The organism is Acidicapsa acidisoli, from assembly GCF_025685625.1.
In the GTDB taxonomy this organism is placed as follows: Bacteria; Acidobacteriota; Terriglobia; order Terriglobales; family Acidobacteriaceae; genus Acidicapsa; species Acidicapsa acidisoli.
This window is the reverse complement of record NZ_JAGSYI010000002.1, coordinates 389,551-408,486: the sequence shown is the minus strand read 5'-3', so window position 1 is coordinate 408,486 and position 18,936 is coordinate 389,551. Positions and strand designations below refer to the sequence as shown.

Here is an 18,936-nt window from a genome sequence, read left to right as displayed (position 1 = left end):
GATGGTTCGGATTGGATCGCGGGGGTCGCAACTGGCGCTCTGGCAGGCGAACCACATAGCTGCTCTGCTGCGCGGGCAGGGGCATGCGGTCGAAATCGAGATTATCAAGACGACCGGTGACCGCTTGCAGGAGGTTACGTTTGCCGAGGTTGGTTCGAAGGGGATGTTTACGCTTGAGATCGAGGAGGCGCTTGCCGCTGGGCGAATCGATCTCGCGGTGCACAGCCTGAAGGATCTGCCGACGGAGCTGCCGAAGCAGTTTGTGCTGGGGGCTACGCCGGTCCGGGTTGATCCCCGGGATGTCGTTGTTTCAAAAGATTTTGCCAGGTTTCGGGATTTGCCTTCTGGCGCAAGGGTTGGGACGAGCAGCTTGCGGCGGCGGGCGCAGCTGCGTTATTTGCGACCCGATCTTGAGTATGTTGAGTTTCGCGGCAATGTGGATACGCGGTTGCGGAAGCTTGGCGAGGGACAGGCGGCTGCGATTTTGCTGGCGGCGGCAGGGTTGGACCGGCTGGAAAAGACCGAGTGGATTCGGGAGCGTCTGGAGCCGGAGGTGGTTTGTCCGTCCGCTGGACAGGGCGCGCTGGGGATTGAGATTCGCGCGAATGACCCGCGCATGACGGAGGTTGTGGCGTTTCTGGACGATCCGGCGACGCGGTTTGCGGTTACGGCGGAGCGGATTGCGCTGGCTGCTTTGGGCGGCGGGTGCCAGGTGCCGATTGGGGTGCACTGCCGGCCGTTTTCCAGCGGCGGCTATGAGATGCTTGGGGTGGTGGCCGATCCGGATGGGAGCCGCGTGGTGCGGAGTTCGGCGATGGGCGGCGATGCAGAAAAGTTGGGCCGCGCGGTTGCGACGGACCTGTTGCACCAAGGCGCAGGCGAACTGTTTCAAGGAATTGGGACACATTGAATGAGATTCATTCGGCAGATGCGTTACCGCTTGCTGGGCGGCGGGTTCTAGTAACGAGGGCGTTGCAGCAGGCTGGAAAGCTGAGCGATGGGTTGAAGGTGCTGGGAGCTGAGCCTGTTGAGGTTCCGGTGCTGGAGATACGGCCGCCGGATTCGTATGATCCTCTGGACGCGGCGCTGCGCAGGCTCGAACCCGGCAAGCTTTCCCAGGTATTTGACTGGTTGATCCTGACCAGCGTGAACACGGTCGAGACTGTTGCGGCTCGATGCAGGCTGCTGGATATTGATTTCGCGGAAATCAGGGCACTTCGGGTGGCTGCGGTGGGCAGCGCCACGGCGGAAGCTGCGCGTAAGGTGGGCTTTCGGGTGACGGTGGTGCCGGACAGCTACCACTCCGAGGGGCTGGTGGCGGCGCTGGGGAGTTCCGTGCTGGGCAAGCGGGTGCTGCTGGCTCGGGCGAAGGTGGCGCGGGATGTGATTCCGGATGCGCTGACTGCGGTTGGGGCGTTGATGACGGTGGTAGACGCTTACCAGACGGCTTTGCCGGAGGGCGCGGGCGAGTTGCTGGTTGGGGCGCTGAAGGCGGGCGTGGATGTGGCGACGTTTACGAGTTCTTCGAGTGTGCGGAATCTGGCGGAGGTGGCGCGAGAGGCTGGGATTGCGTTCCCGTTTGCAGGCGTGGCCGCTGTTTCGATTGGGCCGGTGACTTCGGCGACACTTCGAGAGCACGGATGGGAGCCGGCGGGAGAGGCTCGACCTTCGGATATTCCGGGGTTGATTGCGGCGGTTGAGCTAGTGACGCTCGGACTCGGGACTATGGAATAGGGAATTGCGCCTGCGGCGCTGTTACCTATTTGGTCCAGAAGCCTTCGTGGGCTTCGCCTGCTTCTTCTTCGAGGAGCGGACCGGTGACTTGGATCGGCTTTTGGCCTCGGGCGAAGACTTCGCGGCAGGGCAGCTTGAGGGGTGGGTTTTCCTCATGGCTGCCGGTGTAGCGTTCCAGACCCTTTTGGGACAAGGCGTAGACTACGCGGCCGATGCCGGTCCAGTAGATGGCTCCGGCACACATGGCGCAGGGCTCGGTGCTGGTGTAGAGAGTGCAGCGGGAGAGCTGAGCTGCGGTGAACTGGCGTCCGACGAGGGAGCAGGCGAGGCGTTCGGCGTGCTGCGTGGGGTCGCCTTTGGGCGGGACGGCGTTGTTGCGGGCGGTGACTAGGATCTGACCGTTGGAGTCTACGATCAGTGCGCCGAAGGGGTGAGCGCCGTGGGCTCTGGCTGCGTGGGCGAGTTCGATGGCTTGTCTTAGGAAGGCCAGATCCTGTTCTGTTGCGGATTGCTGGGGCATGGTGGATTCATCCTGAGGAATGGTTCGGGCCTTCAGCCCTCGGTTTTCTCATCTGGACCCCGCACCCAGGCCGTTGGTCTGGGCTGGGATAACGGCGCGCCGTTGGCGCTGGAAGTTCTGCCGATCGGGTGGATTTGCGGTGGATCGCCACCTGTGGGCGATTGCTTGGCTAGGAACTCCAGGTTTTGTCGGGGGCGTGGCAGAGGGTTTCGAGTGGGCAGGCGGCACACTTGGGTTTGCGGGCTTCGCAGATCTGGCGGCCATGGTGGATGAGTTCGTGGGAGAGCTGAATCCAGCGGTCGCGGGGGATTACTTTCATCAGGTCCTGTTCGACTTTTTGCGGGGTTTCGCTGCGGGTGAGGCCGAGGCGGCGGGCGAGGCGGAAGACGTGGGTGTCGACGACGACGCCTTCGGCTTTGCCGTAGGCTACGCCGAGGACGACATTGGCGGTTTTACGGGCGGCGCCGGGGACGGTGAGGAGTTCGGCCATGGTCTGAGGCACTTTGTCGCCGAACTGCTCATGGATGACGCGACCTGCTCCCTGAATGGACTTGGCTTTGTTGTGGTAGAAGCCTGTGGTGCGGATGAGTTCTTCGATGGATTCGATGGGAGCGTCGGCCATCGCTTGCGGGGTGGGGTAGGTCTGGAAAAGCTTTGGCGTGACCATATTCACACGGACGTCGGTGCATTGCGCGGAGAGGATGGTGGCCACCAGAAGCTGCCAGGGCGAGGCATGGACCAGGGCGCATTCTACGTCGGGGTAGGTGTCGCGGAGGATGGTCAGGATGGATTCAATGCGCTCGGGGTCGAGATCGCGGCGGGCGGGTTTGCGCTTGGGTAGTTCAGCGGCTGCGGAGCGCTTTTTGCTGGGGGATTTCTTTGCTGGGGATTTTGCGGGCTTTTTCTTGGCGGGAGTCGGCGGCATGGGGTTTATTGTGCCATGTTCGGTGGGCATTTGTGGTGTCCCACCCATGACACGATGAAGCTGTGTCATGGATGGGGCACCCAGATTCGTGGTGGTGCGATCGTTTGAGAAGCAGATCTTTCGCTGAGGACGACAAGCTGTTGTTGACGCTACGCGTGGGTTCCGGAGAGCCAGTTGGTTAGCTTTTCGGCGGGAAGGCGGGTGCCTACGTAGAAGCTGCCGAATAGTGCGTATTTGGCGCTGACTTCGTCGAAGCGCATCTCGTAGATAAGTTTCTTGAAGACGACGGGGTCGTTGGCGAAGAGGTCTACGCCCCATTCCCAATCATCCAGTCCGATTGATCCGGTGATGATCTGGCGGACTTCGTCCGCGTAGCGTCTGCCGATCATGCCGTGCTCGTGCATCATGCGCTGGCGCTCGGCCATGGGCTCGGTGTACCAGTTCACCTCTTCATCGCGCTTGCGGTCCATGGGGTAGAAGCAGGCGTAGGTGGTTTCCGGAATTGCCGGGTGCAGGCGCGAGGTCATGGCTGCGGCCTGCCGGTCGAGGGTTTCCTTGATCGCGGCGTTCCATTCCGGCGAGTGGGGCTGGATGTCGCGCGCCGCGAGGGCGCTGTAGGTTTTCGCGGAGGATTCGTACAGTCCCAGCTCGACGACGGATAGGTAGGAATAGGTTTGTTCCAGGTAGTCGCAGAGTTCGGTATGGGCAAGCTGCAATTCCACGCGGTTCAGCGCTTCGACGGAGTCGCGCACGTGTATCAGCATCAGGTCGCCTTTGTGACCGACGAGTGAAAATAGCGCGGTCTGAGAGCCTTCTCCGGGGCCTTGCGCCAGATTCTTGAGTGAGTTGATGGCGGCGGCACTGATCCGCTCCTTTTCGGCGGCGGAGAGCGCACGCCAGCCCTTCCAGTTGAAGCGGAATACCTGATGCAACAGGCTAGAGCCTTCGAGAGTGAGGGGAACTGCGGGAGATTCAGCCAAGGTAGATGCCCTTTCTGTTACTAGCTTACTGTTAGAAGCAGGGAACAGTATTCAGGGTTCAGGGTTCGGGCCGGGTAGCGAGAGAGAGGATCGGAAATCTCGGGGCGCAGAACGTCTCGTTGCGTTTCCATTGAAGCGCATTTGTGGGGGCATTTCGTAAATGCGGGGTTATTTTTTTGCGGTAGCGGGTTTGTAGCCGCTGGTTCCGGCCTTCTCCATCGCGGCCAGTCCCTCTTCAATGCCGATGAGAGGGGTGGTTTTCAGACTCCTGCAAGCTCCGCCCGCCGATAGGGCCATGGCGAAGGCCGCGGCACTCAGGTTGTCCGGCATTTCGATGATGCCTACGGCGTCGTATTCGCCGAATGCGAGCCAGAATCCGGTCATGGAACCGCCGAGTTTCTCAAGCGGCTTTTTCACCGCTTCGGCGCGGTTTTGCGGGCGTTTGACCATGACGGCCATTGCTTCAGCGGTGTAGGCGAGTTGCAAGAGGTAACTGGGCATGCGATGCCCCCTTTCGAGAAATAGTTTTGATCGATGGGGAAGTTGCCGTGCATTCTATTCCCGATGCACTGGTTTTGGTCAAACGCGGCTGGCCCGGTGTGGGCATTTATACTGATGCTCTGTGACAGAACACATCCTTGCCAGCATTGTGCAGTTCGTCATCTGGACGATCTCTTCCACCGGGTACGCGGGTGTGGCCCTGCTGATGGGGATTGAGTCCGCGTGCATTCCCCTTCCATCGGAGATCATCATGCCGTTTGCCGGGTACCTGGTTTCAACCGGGCGATTTGGCGGGGGTGATGCGTGGATGGGCCTGATCTGGGTTGCTACGGCCGGCGCGATTGGCTGCAACCTTGGGTCGGTTGTCGCTTACTGGATTGGCGCGTGGGGCGGCAGGCCGCTGGTTTTGCGCTATGGCAAGTATGTTTTGATGAGCGCGCATGACCTGGACCGGATGCATTTGTTCTTCGAGAAATACGGATCGATCACGGTGCTGCTGGGCCGGTTGTTGCCGGTGGTGCGGACGTTTATTGCCTTTCCGGCGGGCATAGCGCGGATGCCGCAGCTTCGATTTCACATTTACACGTTTGTTGGGTCGTGGCCGTGGTGTTTTGCGCTGGCTTATGTGGGCAAGCAGCTTGGCGACCGATGGAATACCGATCCCAGGTTTCATGAGTGGTTTCACCGGTTCCACCTGGTTGTGGAACTTTTGCTGGTCGCCGGAATCCTATGGTTTGTCTGGACGCACTGGAAGAAACGCGGCCGGGAATTGAATGCAGCGTAAGTGGTATCCCACCCTTGCCGCAAAAGCACGGCAAGGATGGGACACCCGCATCTGGAGATGGTCTCAGCGTTGAGACGGAACAATAGAAGGGAAGGTTCAGAAATACATGTCAGTACATCGGGAAGGCGGCCACAAGACCGCTGATATTGCGCCCGCGAAGGGCAAGCTTGGAGTGATGGTGGTCGGCATGGGAGCCGTGGCCACTACGCTGATCGCGGGTGTTGAGGCGGTTCGCAAGGGATTGGCGAAGCCGATTGGCTCGCTGACGCAGATGGGCACGATTCGTCTTGGCAAACGAACGGACGCGAAATCACCGCTCATCAAGGATTTCGTTCCGCTTGCCGACCTTGACGATATTGTCTTCACGGGCTGGGATATTTTTGAGGACAATGTTTACGAAGCTGCCGCTCACGCGAAGGTGCTGGACAGTGACCATTTGGCCCAGATCAAGCCGTTTCTGGAAGCGATCAAACCCATGCCGGCGGTCTTTGACCAGCACTATGTGAAGCGGCTGCATGGAACGCATGTCAAGAAGGGAAAGCACAAGTGCGATCTGGCTATGCAGGTGATTGCGGATATCCAGACCTTCAAGAAGACGGTGGATCGCGTCGTTGTGCTTTGGGCAGGATCGACGGAGATTTTCCTGGAACCGACTGCGGTGCATCAATCCATCGCTGCCTTTGAAAAGGGCCTTGTGGACAACGATCCGTCGATTGCTCCCTCACAGATTTATGCCTATGCCGCGTTGAAGGAAGGCGTTCCGTTCGCGAATGGCGCGCCGAATCTGACGGTCGATCTGCCGGTGATGGTGGAGCTGTCGAAGCTGTATGGCGCGCCGATTACGGGCAAGGACTTCAAGACCGGGCAGACGTTTATCAAGACCGTGCTGGCGCCGGCGTTTAAGGCTCGCATGCTGGGTGTTTCGGGGTGGTATTCGACGAACATCCTTGGCAATCGGGATGGCGAGGTGCTGGACGATCCTGAGTCGTTCAAGACCAAGGAAGAGTCGAAGCTCGGCGTGCTGGATTACATTCTGCAGCCGGAGTTATATCCCGACTTATACAAGGATCTCTACCACAAGGTTCGGATTAACTACTATCCGCCGCGCGGGGATAACAAGGAAGGCTGGGATAACATCGATATCTTTGGCTGGCTGGGTTATCCGATGCAGATCAAGGTGGATTTCCTTTGTCGCGATTCGATTCTGGCCGCTCCGATTGCTCTGGACCTGGTGCTGTTTTTGGATCTGGCTCAGCGGACGCCGCAGTTGGCGAATATCGGTATTCAGGAATGGCTCAGCTTCTACTGGAAATCTCCGCAGACGGCGCCTGACCTCTATCCGGAGCATGATCTGTTTATTCAGTCGATGAAGCTGAAGAACACGCTGCGTCACATCATGGGCGAGGATCTGATCACGCACCTCGGCCTCGAATACTACGACTAAGGGCTGGCCGTCGGGGCGGCTGCCTCCCTTTGGTCGGCCAAAGGGCAAATACAAAAGCAAAAAGAGCTTCATCCGTTTTGGGTGGGGCTTTTTTGTGGGCTTATTGAATGTTGAGTTCCTTTCTCGCCAGTTCGACGATTTGATGGCGTTGCGGCTGCCATTTTTCCCAAACGGCGATGCACCAGTCGCGAATTGTCTTGTCTCGTTGCGAGCCGGGGGCTGCGGCTAATACGTCTGCTACGGTCAGGGTCGCGGTGGCCGCGGGTGGCAGGATTGTTGGCCATTGCTTGCGCTGCCTAGCCAGTTTCGTGTGCATCTGCTGGACCTGACGGCCAGTGAATCCCTTTTCCAGATAGAGGTAGAGGCCGATGAGCGCGAAGACGGTGCGGATGGGCTTTGTTTGTTCGTCGGAGTGCTGCGCGGCGAAGGCGTCTACGATGTGCTGATGAAGGAATGCAGGGTCGCCATGACTGAGCGTGTAGAACGATAGTTGGTCGTATAGCTCCTGATCGGTTGGCATGTTGGAACTTACGCCGCTGCGGCTTGCGCGAGGCGGCGGATGGTGAGGACGGTGATGTCGTCTTCCTGGCCGAATTCCTTGGCGGCGTCTGCGATGAAGAAGGCGGACTGGCCGCTGAGATTGCGGACGCGATCGAAGCCGAAGAGTTCGCCGTTGGGCTTGCGTGCTTCTGCTACTCCGTCAGACATGAGTAGGAGGCGGTCGCCGGGGTGCAGGTAGAGGCGGGTTTCGTCGTATTCGATGCCGGGCACGACGCCGAGCGGGAGGCCGCCGGGCAGGATGATTTCCTGGCTGTTCAGATATGGCGGTGGATGTCCGGCGCTGGCAATCACGACTTCTCCGTCTGCGGAGAAATAGGCGGCTTCACATGTGGTGAAGCTGGAGCTTCCGACCAGAACCTGGTTGAGGTCGGCGAGAATCTGGGCGGGTGAGGTGATGGGGGAACGGCGCAGTGCGCCCATGAGCATGGAGACGTTCATGGCGGCCTGGAGGCCGTGGCCGGCTACGTCGCCGATGACGATGAGCAGGCCTCCGTCACCTGTGGCCTGGATGTGGAAGAAATCGCCGCCAACTTCGGTTGCCGGTTTGTAGACGGTGTCGACGTGGAAGCCGGGTGTTTGCGGAGATTCGCGGGGAATCATCAACTCCTGCACGCTGCGGGCGGCGGCGAGTTCGCTGGAGGCGCGTTCGCGTTCGCGATGGATGCGGAGGAAGCGGACAAAGATGATGAGGATGATGACGAAGATGCCGACGAAGTCCGCAACATCCGAGAAATGGATCGGGACGGGACCGGCCTGGAATGTCAGAGGGGACTGCATGGGGGTTCCAAGCCAGCTTGACGAGCCGGCGGTCGATGCGAGCTCTACCATGCCCACGACGCTCAGAAGCAGGGGCAGGAGCAGCAGCGCGGCCTCGTAGTTGCGCTTGAAAGCTGCAATGGTAAGCGTCAGGCCTACGAAGAGAACCCATGCGAGCATCCATAGGAGCGCGAAGAGGATGGAAAGCACGAAGCCGATGGCGACGGCTTTGCTGTCGCGCACGAAGAGCAGGAACGGTCCGAGGGTGAGCAGGAGCGGGGAGCTGTAGCGCATGGCGATGATGTACCAGCGTCTGCGCAGGGAGAGAAAGGCGATAAGGAATTCGAAATAGAGATAGGCGGAGATGAGAAGCAGTTGGAATTCGGATGCGGCCGTCCACAGTTTGTCGATCCGGCCCATACTACCCACGAAACCGATGTAAGCGAGGGGCGCAACCAGGAGCATTTGCAGGCCCAGCCAGAGGTATTCGGGATGGTCCCGCTGTGTCCAGAAGAGCGCGAGAAGAAACAGGGCGATGAGGAACTTGAGCCCGCCGTCGACGAGTGCGGGGATGCGCTCGAAGAGCATGGCGTGGTCCCAAAGGTCGAGATGAGAAACGAGGTCGTCACGTTCGCCGAGATAAAAAGTGCGATGCGCGAAGAATCCTGTGTAAGCGTCCATGCCGAGGGCGACGAAGGGGATTCGGACCGCCAGCGTGAGGTTTGCCTGATCCTGCGGGATATCGATTGGATAGATTCGAGAAATCTGCTGGTACTCGTAGGATTGCTGGGTTGGGCCGTTCGGGCCCTCGGGTACGATCAATTTTCCGTTGGCAAACATATCCATGCCGACGGTTTCGTTGAATGTGACCTGGGCGTTTCGGCTTACAGGTACTCGGACAAGGACAACCAGGGGCCCGTGATGAACGGGTAGATGGATGTGGATGCGAAACCATGCGAAGGGATGGCCGTGGGGATGGTGATTCGAGGAGGGGTCGTCGTGATCGTGGTCGGGCGGGTGATCGCTGTCGTCCTCGGCTGCGGAGTCGTCAACTTCGGCGACGGCTTCTTTGGCGTCGCGGGTCGGCCATGTTGAGTCGTCGAAGTCGGGTTTGGCCGGGTCGGAGCCGGAGGCGATACCGAGGCGCCAGTTGTGATCCAGTACCAGTGGCGAACCCATGCCGGCGGCGTCGAAGACTACGGGGGTTCCGGCGTCGGGTATTTTGCCTTTCGGCGGACGAATGTTGGGATGGGGATGGGGAAACGGCAAGCCCGGTGGGCCATGTGGGTGATCGAATGGCGGCTGAGAAGCCTGGCTGGAAGCGGCGCTGGAGGGCTGCTGGGCGAGGATCGACGAGGCCGCTGAAAAGAGCACGAGGACGAGAATTGACGCGAGGATGGGTAGAACGGAAATGGTCCGTCGTCTGCGGGGATCGATTGGTTCAGAGACGGGCCCAGAGACTGGCTCAGAGATCGGCTTAGGGCTTGTCTGGCACGGCAATTGCGTGGCTTGCATCGTGCCCTTCACTTTATCGCAGAAGGGGTGTGCTTCCAATGCCAAAGGATTGAACTGGGGTGGGATCTTGCGCGAGAAGGGCGGCGAATGTGTTGGGCTAGGAGGTCTGCCGAGTTCCGGAGCCTGGTGGCAGCGCGAGGTTACGTAGCGCCGGTTCAACAATTTTGTGCGGTGTCAAAATCCGGTCGCATTTCGGTCACCAAAGAGCGCATACTGACGTCTAACGCGGTAGAACTGCATCCAGAAGTCAGAAGTGGTGCGGCTGCCGGGAGGCGTCTGGTATGGTCACGCTGGGTCAGATACGCTCACAGATCACGCTGGCAGGGGTTCTGCTGGCTCTGCCGCTGGCTTTTACGAGCCCTGGCTACGGTCAGGCTAGCCCAGCCGGCACCACACAACCAACTGGCACTGCGCAGCCAGCCGACACAGGGGCGCAGCAACCGGCGAACTCCGGAAGTTCGGCGGGGACCTCCGCTCCGGCGAGCGACAAAACAGCCAGTGACAAGACCGCCAGCGACAACTCTGGTTCGGATAGCTCTGCGTCTGCAAAAGCATGCGTGGACGATCCGGAGACGCACAAGAATCCTTGCGGCGCGCCGAAGGGCAGCGACAAGGCGAAGGATTCCTCCAAGGCTGCCGCGGCCAGTCCGACTCCCGTGGTGCTCGTTGAGCCGGGGAGCCAGATGGAGAAGATCAAGGCCGGCAGCATTGACGATGTGAGCGCGGTAGGGAACCGGGATATCGGCGGTCGCGGCATGGGGAACTGGTATTCGACGGACTCCGAGATTCGCATGGGCCGCCAGTACGCCGCTGAGATTGAAAAGAGCACCAAATTTATTACTGATCCGGTGATTACGGAGTATGTGAATCGGATTGGTCAGAATATCGTCAAAAACTCGGATTGCAAGGTGCCGTTCACGATCAAGGTGATCGACTCGGACGAGATCAACGCGATGGCGCTGCCGGGTGGTTTCTTCTATGTCAATTCCGGGCTGATCTTGAATGCGGACGAGGAAGCCGAGATGGCTGGCGTGATGGCGCATGAGACGGCCCATGTATGCGCGCACCATGCGGCGCGGGAGATGACGAGAGCCAACTATGCGCAGCTGGGGACGATTCCGCTGATTTTCATCGGAGGCTGGACGGGATACGGAATCTACGAGGCGGCTTCGATTGGCGTGCCGATCACTTTCCTGCACTTCTCGCGCGAGTTTGAGGCGCAGGCGGACTATCTGGGTGTTCAGTACATGTACCGGGCAGGGTACGATCCGCAGGCATTTATCAGTTTCTTTGAAAAAGTTCAGGCGCTGGAGAAGCGCAAGCCGGGACTGGTGGCAAAGACCTTCTCCGACCATCCGCAGACGCCGGATCGGATTGAGCATTCGCAGCAGGAGATTGCGCATATCCTGCCCGCCAAGGATGAGTACACGGTTACGACCTCCGAGTTCGATGACATCAAGGCGCGGCTGGCGCGCATTGAGAACAAGCGCAGGCTGACGGACAACAAGGATGGCAAGAAGCCGTCGCTGCGCAAGGCCAGCTCCTCCAAGGATGACTCGACTGCTCAGTCGACCGATCCCAACTCGAACACTAGCGATCAGCCGACCCTGCATCGCCGCGAAGACAACAACTAAGGTTTGTATTCAAAGGGTTTACGCGCGGGCGGAGTGGGGAAGGCCCTGTCGACCTCGCTCCGGGGTCGGTTTGCGGGCGAATTTGTCGAGAGTATACTGAGTGGGAATCGTGCCCAATCTGTTGTGACAAGCCTGCGACAAGCAGTGCAGGCGGGTAGCCGTCTCAGCGGAAATTTCAGTCGCGATGACTGCTCCTCATGAAAAAGATATTGACGATCGCTGCAGTGTTTTTATTTATCGTTGTGCTGACAAATCTAGCGAATCGAGTTCCTGTCGATGGTGAGCCGGGCACCGCATTCAGTCTCAAAGCGCAAAAGGTAGTCGCCTGCTCCGCGAATGAAATTGTCCTGGTGGATCCGCATCAGACGGCGACTAGGCTGGACAAGGATGAGAGCTGGCCGGATTGCGGGTCGTTCCAGGGAAATCAGGTGCAGGATTTCTATCTGTCGCGTGGGGCTAAGACGCATTTTCTGGGCTTTGAAAAAACGGCATGGTGGCGCAAGGCGATGTAGCGACGTCCGAGCCGATTTTGTTGAAGAAGCAATCTCTCCGCTTCGCGCAGGATGAACTAAGCTCGTCAGTAATGGTTTACTTCTGCTAGCAGCCGTTCTTGCAACGAGCCATGATGGCGTCATGAAGACGCTGCCGTACCGAATTGGGAAGTTCGTAAACCTCGTGCGAGCGATAGATTTCTATCGTCTTGCGGGTGGTGTTGAGCGTCACTTCACAGTGTTCGCAGCCCTCTAGGTGCTTTTGCAATTGGGCGCGGGTCTGCGGTGTTACTGCGTCGTCAATCAGCTCGTCGAGCATCGCCAGAAACTCAGTGCAGGTCACTTCTCACCAGCCTTCTTTTTACGGAAGTAGCGGCTTAGTCGTTCGCGCAGTTGAAGCCGCGCTCGCAACAACCGCGATTTCACAGCGGGAACGCTTAATCCCAGCGTTTCGGCTGTCTCTTCCGTGGAAAGTCCATCCACGTCACGCAACACAAACACGATCCGGAATCCGTGCGGCAATCCCTGGATAGTCTTACGCAAAATTTCGGCGAGTTCTGCCTGGCCGTAGTTCTGCTCTGGATTGGGACTCCAGTCGGCAAGGTCGCGAGGGACGCTGCCTTCCTCAGTCTCAATATCATCATCGATCGAGACCATCTTCCCGGTGCGCCGCTTGCGCAGCCGCATGAGAGATTCGTTCACCGCGATTCGGACCAGCCAGGTGTAAAACTTGCTGTTGCCCTGGAACTGATCCAGCTTCTCGTAAGCCTTTAAGAACGCGTCTTGTACTACGTCCTGCGCATCTTCCCGGTTTTGCGTGATGTGTTGCGCAATGCGGAAGATTTGCCGGTCGTACTTGCTGACGAGCGTTTCAAAGGCCTGAACGTCTCCCGTACGAGCACTGGCGACCAGTGCTAAGTCGGGATGTTGCTCGTTCTCACCTATTTGGATGGTTGCCATTCAGGTTGGATGCGAAAAATCCGCTGCCTTTCCTACTCAGGGGGTCGCCAGCCCACCTTCGAATCTCTAGTGTAAAGGACGGCAAGGCCGCTCTCCAAGCCGCAGTCATTAGATCCAATCAGGTTACGGGAGTGGTTCGCGAATAAAGCTGAGTGCGCAAAATTCCGCAAATCCGCTTACAGTGATGATATGGGGCAGCTCTTACAGATTCTTCAAGACCGCAGGTCCGTTCTGGCGGCGGTGCTGGGCGTGTCCATCTTCGCTTCCGTGGTCGCTTCCATGTTTGCTCCGGGAAGCCTGGCGCTAGGGGTTGATTCTGCGACGACGGTGAAGCAGCATACCAAGTCCAAAACGGCGGCGCCCAAAGCGTCGGCGGCGAAAACCACTGCTCACGCAAAGACTTCGGTGAAGGCTGGCACCAAAGCGAGGAAGGGCGGTCGCGGCGCGCGGCGCACTGCCAACAGGGCTGCCCGGTCGGCGAAGCTGAAGCTGGCTTTCGTTGCTTCGAAGGAACTTCGGCCGATGGCGCAACAATTGGTGGCGATTCGCACGGCTGCGGCGTTTGCCGGAGTGACGGCGTATGCGCATCAGCATACTGGTGAAGCGGCTGCAGCAGCGTATCTGGCACTGGGCCACGCCTATCTGCTTGACAACCGCTTCTCTGAGGCGGCGGCAAACCTGCGCCAGGCGCGTGCGGCGGGTGACGCACTGGCCGACTATGACGAATTCCTGGGCGCGAAGGCGGAGCACGACGGCGGCAACAATGCTGCTGCGGAGGCTCTTCTGAAAGACTTTGCGGAGCGCAATCCCGACAGCATTTTCCTGGCTCAGGTGCCGGAGCTGGAGGCGCAGATTCTGCTTGGGCTGAATGACTTCGCCGGCGCCCGGAAAGCGCTGGAGGATGCGCCGGAGTCCGCGGGCCGTGCGGGATACCAGCTTGCGCTGGGTGAGGTAGATCAGGCGCAAGGGCGGACGGCTGAGGCGGGAAGTGTCTACAAGCATGTATTGCTGACGTGGCCTCTGGCTTTTGAAGCGCAGACGGCGCGGACGCGTCTGACGGCGCTTGGGATGGAATCTACGCTGACCGAGGCGGAGGTTCGGAGCCTGGCGGATGCCTACTACAATGCCGGACGTTATGAGGAGGCTGCGGAGCAGTATCATGCCCTCGCGCGTGGAGGCGGCGTTGATCCGGCGTTGCGCAATGGCTTTGCCGTGGCCGCAGCGGCTTGCGATCTGAAACTGAAACGGCTGACGCGGGAAGAAGCGGAGGCTTTAGCGGCGACGAACGATGAGAACGGTGCGCGCAGGCTGTATCTACTGATGGAACTGGCACGCAATCGAGACGATCTGACGGCACAGTCGACGTCTGTGGATATGCTGCGCACGGGTTTCCCGCACAGTCAGTGGCTCGCGGATGCGCTTTACTCAAGCGGGAATATGTATCTGCTGCGGAAGGACTATCCTCGCGCTGTCGAGTACTATTCTGAGGTGGCGGAGCGTTTCCCGCAGGGCACGAACGCAGCGGCTGCCCATTGGCGCGCGGGATGGTGGTCGTATCGGCAAGGGCTTTACGACCAGGCTGCGAAGATATTCGAAGAGCAGATCCGGTTGTATCCGGGAGCGAAAGAGACGGTCAGCGCGCTCTACTGGCGGGCTCGCCTCTACGAGCAACAGGATCATGAGCCAGCGATGGCCGCGGCGCACTACCGCACGCTGATTCGGACTTATTCCCACTATTTCTACGCGCAGATGGCTCGCGAACGGCTGGTGGCCTTGGGGGACGCACCGGCTGTTTCGGTTCCTGCGCTCGAAAAGTATGTACCGGAGACGATTCCCAAGCTGGCGGTGACGGTCCCGGTGGGCGATCCTCATTTGGTCAAGGCTCATCTGCTGGTGAACGCGGGACTAGGCGAATATGTTCCGCAGGAGATTGCGGCAGCGCCGGAGAGTTCTTCGTGGAGTGGATTTGCGGAGGCTCAAATCTATAGCTCGTTTGGCGATAACTTCCGCGCGATGCGTGTGCTGAAGCGCGCTCTTCCCTATGCAATGTCCGCGTCGATCAAGTCGATCCCGTTGGCGTACTGGCGGATTCTTTTTCCTGAGGTTTACTGGGATACGATTCAGTCCGAGTCGGCGAAGAACGGACTCAATCCGTACCTTGTAGCCTCGTTGATTCGCCAGGAGTCGGAATTCAATCCTTCGGCGATTTCGCATGCCAATGCTTATGGGCTGATGCAGTTGTTGCCTGCTGTTGGGCGGCAGATGGCGCGCGAGGAGGGACTGGGCTCCATCGAAACGCGGCAACTGCTGGACCCGGTGCTCAACATTCGTCTGGGTACGCGCTATCTGCGGCAGACGCTGGATCGTTTTGGTGGAGTCTCGGAATACGCGCTGGCGGCCTACAATGCCGGCGAAAACCGTGTGACCGACTGGGAAGCGGCTGGTCCTTACCACGGAGTCGACGAATTTGTTGAGTCGATCCCGTTTACGGAGACGCGGGAATACGTGCAGGCCATATTGCGCAATGAGGATATTTATCGCGGAATCGACCAATATGCGCAGAGCGCACAGGCTACGCAGCGAGCCGATGCTGGATCTGGGGCTAGTCCCACAGCTAGTTCCACGGCTGCCGCTACGCAACCTCTAGCAGGGCGCGGACAGGCACAGTAGAAACCTGCGGGATGGAGCATGCATCCAACTATGTGTGAACAGGGAATCCTCATCGATACCTGTGCAATGGCCAGATTCCGGTTGACGGATTTGGCAGACCGCGAAACACTGTCATCAAGAAAAACGTTTCGAAAAATCGTTAAGCATCAAAGTTCCACTTCACGGCTTGCTGCGAACCACGCACGGTTGCGGCTCACGTTTTGGCCGCAACCCTGTCGAATTCCCCCATTGGAGGGCAGAATGACAGCAGAGTTGCAGTTCCTCGAAGCATGGATCCCCGAAAAGATGGAACCAGGTACGGTCTTTCTGTTGGAAGGACCGAATTCGCTGGGACACGGCAACAATCCCTTCGTAGCGGTATTGGCGTGTCCAGGATGCGGTACAGTCGGGTTGATCACGCGCCGACAGCTTCATGGATTTGAAACGATGATCTGTGGAGGAGAGGAATGCTCCGCGGAGTTCGGGTTCGACGGGGACAATATTCGCTATCGGGCAACGCAATAATCGCAAGCTGGAGCTGCGAACCAGTGGGCACTCGTCGACAGCATAAGGAATGGGCTGGCGAAATGTAGATTCGTCGCTGCTTGCATTATGATGAGGCTGTGGCCAATTTCCCGCGGGCGTGGCGAAATGGCAGACGCAGCGGACTTAAGCAAGCATGAGTGCCCATCGGGAAACCGACGGCGTAGAACTGCTCAAAGTCGGGGAAACCTGAAATGGCAATCCCGAGCCAAGCCCGGAAGCACTTCCGGGAAGGTGTAGAGACTAGACGGGCAGCACCTAAACCTCGTGAGGGGAATGGTGAAGGTATAGTCCAGACCACGAACCCGCCAGCGGGGCGGCGAAAGCCGAAGTGGTATGAAAATCCGCAGGCCGCAAGGCCGTGAGGGTTCAATTCCCTCCGCCCGCACCATACTTGGTTTCTCAGTATGCCAGGATGGCTCCATCCTGGCATTTTTTCCAACGCCGATAACGCGCGCAAATCTTTTAACTTGCTGGCTCGCGCGAGATCGCTGATTGCCTACGGCAACGCAGCGATCCTGAACGGCCGTGTCCACGCCCGTCGTGTGCAACCACGCCGTAGCCACGAAACCCCCGTCATTTTATCTCGACACCACTTGTCGCTTGCCTTCCCAGTACTGCAGCAACTCGCACGCAGTGCACAACTGCAATTCCGATCAGTCCCCCGAGAATTACGTGAGAAGCACGCTCCGCGGCCATTATGGGCGACCACCCTGCAAGCATCAGTGCAAGCGTGACACAAGCGCAACGCAGACCGAAGGCGATCACATAGGGACGCAGTGCAACCAAAGTCAGAGCCGCTGCGAGGATGGCGAGTTCATGCGCGAAGACGCCGTGTGGAAGTATTAGCCCTGCGCCAATTCCGGCCGGAACACCCACGAGCGCGCCGACCATCCGATCCCGCAGCTTTAGGTGTCCGCTGGCGAGTTCGCCGGTAATTACACTCGCGGCTGACCAGATCATCCATTGCCCTTGATCCAGCCGCCACACCATCACCGTGTGCGCGGCAAGGCCAACCGCCAGTGCAGTCGCGACCATCGCCTCGAAGTACGGCGAAGGTTCTTTACGTTCAGCCCAGCTCAGCACCGCTCTGAAATGCCAGAGCCGGCTGACATTCAACGGACGAGTTTTCCGATGCTCCAATGCCGACATCACCAGAACCGGAAGGATGGCCAGCATTATGGCGGGGAGAAAAAGAATGCCGCGATGCAACGGATTGCCCGGCCCTTCCCACTCCTTGGTCTCGCAGGCAAGGTAGAGTGCCGGGATAAACGTGAAGTTACCCAGTGACCGTAACCTAGCATCCCATCCCGTTAAGAGGATGGAAGCCGCTGCGAACAAAACGCAGCCCAGGATAAACAAGAGCTCAGTAGTCTGCGCCGCCACCAGCGCCAGATAGCAGACGATGATCGCTGCACCATGCAGGATAGTTCCGATCGGCGCCAGTCCGGAACGCTCCATGGCGATAAAGGCCGATACGGTAACCAGCGCCGCGCGCAACCAGATGCCCTCCCCTGAGATCCAAGCCAGCAGAATCAGCGGCGTGAGTACGATCACGGCACGGGTTGCTGCGACGTGATCGAGATCGATCGCATCACGCCAGGCGGAGATCACGAAATCTCCACCAGATCCGTCACCCGGATCACCCTGGCTATCGACCCCAGCAGCTCCATGGAAGACTGATGTACCGGCTCCGTCGCAGCGGCGCAGGCGTCTTCCAACACATACACCTCGTAATCGCGGTCGTGCGCGTCGCGTACCGTGCTCTGCACCGCCCATGCAGTGCTCACACCCGCAACAATCAGCCGGTCAATCTTGCGTGCCCGCAATGCCGCATCCAGTTGTGTGCCATAAAAGGCGCTGATGCGAGGTTTCACAATCACCAGATCCGCAAGCTCTGCCTTGAGTTCCGGGTGAAATTCCATACCTGAAGATTCCGCCTCGAGCGCCCCAATCTCGTGGAGACGTCCAAAGAACGGCGAGTGCTTTGGCTGATCCGTATAACCTTTGGCAAAGCCAACCTTTACCAGAACTGTGAACCATCCTTTTTTGCGCCCGGTCGACAAAGCGCGATTCACCTTCTCGATTACGCCGCGTTCTGCGGCGGGGGCAGAAGTGTGTGAGATCTTGCCCTCCGGATGAACGATGTCCTTGATGAAATCCAAACCAATAAATGCTGTTGCCATCTCTGTTCCTTTCAGATTGATTGAGCGCAAGTTGCGCTCGCGGACAGGCGCGATCCGGTCCACACGATATCGGGAATCGTGACGCGGGAACGCCGTAGAAACGAAAGTTCTCACCGATTATGCAATCGGATTCTCCTCGAACAGGCGCGCGACGAGGGCCGAGTCGAGGTAGGCGCGAACCCGAACGATCAATTCGTCCTGAAAAGCGACCACCCAGCAGTAGCGATTATCGAAACGCATGCCATTCTTGGCTGTCGCAAGCGAATGAAGCTCGATCACGGCCTGATCGCCTTCGACGATCACGCTCTCGGTATGCAGCTGAGCGCCGTGAGGAAGAACCTGCCCCAGCTTTGCGAAGGTGCCTGCGACGAAGGCCTTCTTGCTGAGGTAGTGACCGCCCAGAGGGTGCGTTCCCATTACTGTCCAGTCGACGTTTTCAGCAACGTGTTGGAAGAAGGCAGAGCCTTCGCCGTTCTCCAGCCCTTTGAAGATTTCGCGAACACGTTCGTGTGTAATTGCCATCAGAGTTTCTCCTTTGTTTTTGAAATTTTTGTTGCGGGCGTTTTCGATTACGCGCCCAAGTTGCGGCTGCTCACCGATAAATGAAGCAACGGTTGCAGCGTCGGCGGGCCAATTGCCTTCCGGATTAGATCGCAGCGGATATAAAGAGGAAAACGCATCACCGTATTTTCACCTGGTAACAAGCCACCAACACCCTCAGCGTGCAGCGCCGGCGGAAAGGCTCTGGCTTAG

General features: G+C 58.8%; 19 protein-coding genes. 8 read left to right on the top strand and 11 right to left on the bottom strand.

The annotated features are described in order from the left end of the window. The first annotated feature begins 1 nt into the window (after position 1). The gene (hemC, locus tag OHL23_RS11680) at positions 2 to 910 is read left to right on the top strand and encodes a hydroxymethylbilane synthase (RefSeq protein ID WP_263352061.1); all 909 of its coding nucleotides are present in this window, start codon (positions 2 to 4) and stop codon (positions 908 to 910) included. Next, entirely contained in the window at positions 907 to 1,734 is an 828-nt protein-coding gene (locus tag OHL23_RS11675) for a uroporphyrinogen-III synthase (protein WP_263352060.1), read from the top strand. The genes hemC and OHL23_RS11675 overlap by 4 nt, the downstream gene beginning before the upstream one ends. A gap of 25 nt (positions 1,735 to 1,759) precedes the next feature. Here the strand turns inward: OHL23_RS11675 and OHL23_RS11670 are convergent, their stop codons facing one another. The 4 genes from OHL23_RS11670 to OHL23_RS11655 form a co-directional block, all read right to left on the bottom strand. Then, positions 1,760 to 2,254: a nucleoside deaminase gene (locus OHL23_RS11670; protein WP_263352059.1), complete on the bottom strand. Its 495-nt coding sequence runs from the start codon at positions 2,252 to 2,254 to the stop codon at positions 1,760 to 1,762. A 169-nt stretch (positions 2,255 to 2,423) separates the two neighbouring features. Then, positions 2,424 to 3,209: an endonuclease III gene (nth, locus tag OHL23_RS11665; RefSeq protein ID WP_263352058.1), complete on the bottom strand. Its 786-nt coding sequence runs from the start codon at positions 3,207 to 3,209 to the stop codon at positions 2,424 to 2,426. A gap of 119 nt (positions 3,210 to 3,328) precedes the next feature. Continuing rightward, positions 3,329 to 4,159, bottom strand: coding sequence for a hydrogen peroxide-dependent heme synthase (hemQ, locus tag OHL23_RS11660; RefSeq protein ID WP_263352057.1), 831 nt, complete (start codon positions 4,157 to 4,159; stop codon positions 3,329 to 3,331). A 168-nt stretch (positions 4,160 to 4,327) separates the two neighbouring features. After that, complete coding sequence (locus OHL23_RS11655; protein ID WP_263352056.1) at positions 4,328 to 4,660, bottom strand: GYD domain-containing protein; 333 nt, start codon at positions 4,658 to 4,660, stop codon at positions 4,328 to 4,330. A 121-nt stretch (positions 4,661 to 4,781) separates the two neighbouring features. Between OHL23_RS11655 and OHL23_RS11650 the strand changes: the two genes are divergently transcribed. Both OHL23_RS11650 and OHL23_RS11645 read left to right on the top strand, forming a co-directional pair. Continuing rightward, positions 4,782 to 5,444 (top strand): DedA family protein, encoded by a 663-nt coding sequence (locus OHL23_RS11650; RefSeq protein ID WP_263352055.1) that lies wholly within the window; start codon positions 4,782 to 4,784, stop codon positions 5,442 to 5,444. Between the two features lie 106 nt (positions 5,445 to 5,550). Continuing rightward, positions 5,551 to 6,888, top strand: a complete 1,338-nt coding sequence (locus tag OHL23_RS11645; protein WP_263352054.1) for an inositol-3-phosphate synthase — start codon at positions 5,551 to 5,553, stop codon at positions 6,886 to 6,888. Between the two features lie 100 nt (positions 6,889 to 6,988). On the opposite strand, the gene OHL23_RS11640 is transcribed toward OHL23_RS11645, so the two are convergent. After that, complete coding sequence (locus OHL23_RS11640; protein WP_263352053.1) at positions 6,989 to 7,408, bottom strand: DUF5946 family protein; 420 nt, start codon at positions 7,406 to 7,408, stop codon at positions 6,989 to 6,991. Positions 7,409 to 7,416: 8 nt separating this feature from the next. After that, the gene (locus OHL23_RS11635; RefSeq protein WP_263352052.1) at positions 7,417 to 9,720 is read right to left on the bottom strand and encodes a PP2C family protein-serine/threonine phosphatase; all 2,304 of its coding nucleotides are present in this window, start codon (positions 9,718 to 9,720) and stop codon (positions 7,417 to 7,419) included. A 281-nt stretch (positions 9,721 to 10,001) separates the two neighbouring features. Between OHL23_RS11635 and OHL23_RS11630 the strand changes: the two genes are divergently transcribed. Then, complete coding sequence (locus OHL23_RS11630) at positions 10,002 to 11,354, top strand: M48 family metallopeptidase (RefSeq protein WP_263352051.1); 1,353 nt, start codon at positions 10,002 to 10,004, stop codon at positions 11,352 to 11,354. Between the two features lie 197 nt (positions 11,355 to 11,551). After that, on the top strand, positions 11,552 to 11,866 hold the full coding sequence (locus OHL23_RS11625) for a hypothetical protein (RefSeq protein WP_263352050.1): 315 nt from the start codon (positions 11,552 to 11,554) through the stop codon (positions 11,864 to 11,866). Positions 11,867 to 11,951: 85 nt separating this feature from the next. Here OHL23_RS11625 and OHL23_RS11620 read toward each other — a convergent pair whose 3' ends face one another. Next, positions 11,952 to 12,188 carry an anti-sigma factor family protein gene (locus OHL23_RS11620; RefSeq protein ID WP_263352049.1) on the bottom strand — a complete coding sequence of 79 codons (237 nt, stop codon included), beginning with the start codon at positions 12,186 to 12,188 and terminating at the stop codon, positions 11,952 to 11,954. Further along, entirely contained in the window at positions 12,185 to 12,805 is a 621-nt protein-coding gene (locus tag OHL23_RS11615) for a sigma-70 family RNA polymerase sigma factor (protein WP_263352048.1), read from the bottom strand. Before OHL23_RS11615 ends, OHL23_RS11620 begins: the two co-directional genes overlap by 4 nt. Positions 12,806 to 12,994: 189 nt before the next feature. Between OHL23_RS11615 and OHL23_RS11610 the strand changes: the two genes are divergently transcribed. Then, on the top strand, positions 12,995 to 15,475 hold the full coding sequence (locus OHL23_RS11610; RefSeq protein ID WP_263352047.1) for a transglycosylase SLT domain-containing protein: 2,481 nt from the start codon (positions 12,995 to 12,997) through the stop codon (positions 15,473 to 15,475). 240 nt (positions 15,476 to 15,715) lie between these two features. Further along, complete coding sequence (locus OHL23_RS11605; RefSeq protein WP_263352046.1) at positions 15,716 to 15,979, top strand: hypothetical protein; 264 nt, start codon at positions 15,716 to 15,718, stop codon at positions 15,977 to 15,979. A 594-nt stretch (positions 15,980 to 16,573) separates the two neighbouring features. Here OHL23_RS11605 and OHL23_RS11600 read toward each other — a convergent pair. From OHL23_RS11600 to OHL23_RS11590, 3 genes are all read right to left on the bottom strand, one after another. After that, positions 16,574 to 17,611, bottom strand: a complete 1,038-nt coding sequence (locus OHL23_RS11600) for an FUSC family protein (protein ID WP_263352045.1) — start codon at positions 17,609 to 17,611, stop codon at positions 16,574 to 16,576. Then, positions 17,608 to 18,183: a cysteine hydrolase family protein gene (locus OHL23_RS11595; RefSeq protein ID WP_263352044.1), complete on the bottom strand. Its 576-nt coding sequence runs from the start codon at positions 18,181 to 18,183 to the stop codon at positions 17,608 to 17,610. The genes OHL23_RS11600 and OHL23_RS11595 overlap by 4 nt, the downstream gene beginning before the upstream one ends. 117 nt (positions 18,184 to 18,300) lie before the next feature. Continuing rightward, complete coding sequence (locus tag OHL23_RS11590) at positions 18,301 to 18,705, bottom strand: nuclear transport factor 2 family protein (protein ID WP_263352043.1); 405 nt, start codon at positions 18,703 to 18,705, stop codon at positions 18,301 to 18,303. Positions 18,706 to 18,936: the final 231 nt, after the last annotated feature.

Bases quoted from the DNA above. Each gene is read 5' to 3' on its own strand.
- OHL23_RS11670 (WP_263352059.1), bottom strand. From the start codon at position 2,254: ATGCCCCAGCAATCCGCAACAGAACAGGATCTGGCCTTCCTAAGACAA.
- OHL23_RS11605 (WP_263352046.1), top strand. From the start codon at position 15,716: ATGACAGCAGAGTTGCAGTTCCTCGAAGCATGGATCCCCGAAAAGATG.
- OHL23_RS11625 (WP_263352050.1), top strand. From the start codon at position 11,552: ATGAAAAAGATATTGACGATCGCTGCAGTGTTTTTATTTATCGTTGTG.
- OHL23_RS11635 (WP_263352052.1), bottom strand. From the start codon at position 9,720: ATGCAAGCCACGCAATTGCCGTGCCAGACAAGCCCTAAGCCGATCTCT.
- OHL23_RS11645 (WP_263352054.1), top strand. From the start codon at position 5,551: ATGTCAGTACATCGGGAAGGCGGCCACAAGACCGCTGATATTGCGCCC.
- OHL23_RS11630 (WP_263352051.1), top strand. From the start codon at position 10,002: ATGGTCACGCTGGGTCAGATACGCTCACAGATCACGCTGGCAGGGGTT.
- OHL23_RS11615 (WP_263352048.1), bottom strand. From the start codon at position 12,805: ATGGCAACCATCCAAATAGGTGAGAACGAGCAACATCCCGACTTAGCA.
- OHL23_RS11610 (WP_263352047.1), top strand. From the start codon at position 12,995: ATGGGGCAGCTCTTACAGATTCTTCAAGACCGCAGGTCCGTTCTGGCG.
- OHL23_RS11590 (WP_263352043.1), bottom strand. From the start codon at position 18,705: ATGGCAATTACACACGAACGTGTTCGCGAAATCTTCAAAGGGCTGGAG.
- hemC (WP_263352061.1), top strand. From the start codon at position 2: ATGGTTCGGATTGGATCGCGGGGGTCGCAACTGGCGCTCTGGCAGGCG.
- OHL23_RS11595 (WP_263352044.1), bottom strand. From the start codon at position 18,183: ATGGCAACAGCATTTATTGGTTTGGATTTCATCAAGGACATCGTTCAT.
- OHL23_RS11655 (WP_263352056.1), bottom strand. From the start codon at position 4,660: ATGCCCAGTTACCTCTTGCAACTCGCCTACACCGCTGAAGCAATGGCC.
- OHL23_RS11640 (WP_263352053.1), bottom strand. From the start codon at position 7,408: ATGCCAACCGATCAGGAGCTATACGACCAACTATCGTTCTACACGCTC.
- nth (WP_263352058.1), bottom strand. From the start codon at position 3,209: ATGCCCACCGAACATGGCACAATAAACCCCATGCCGCCGACTCCCGCC.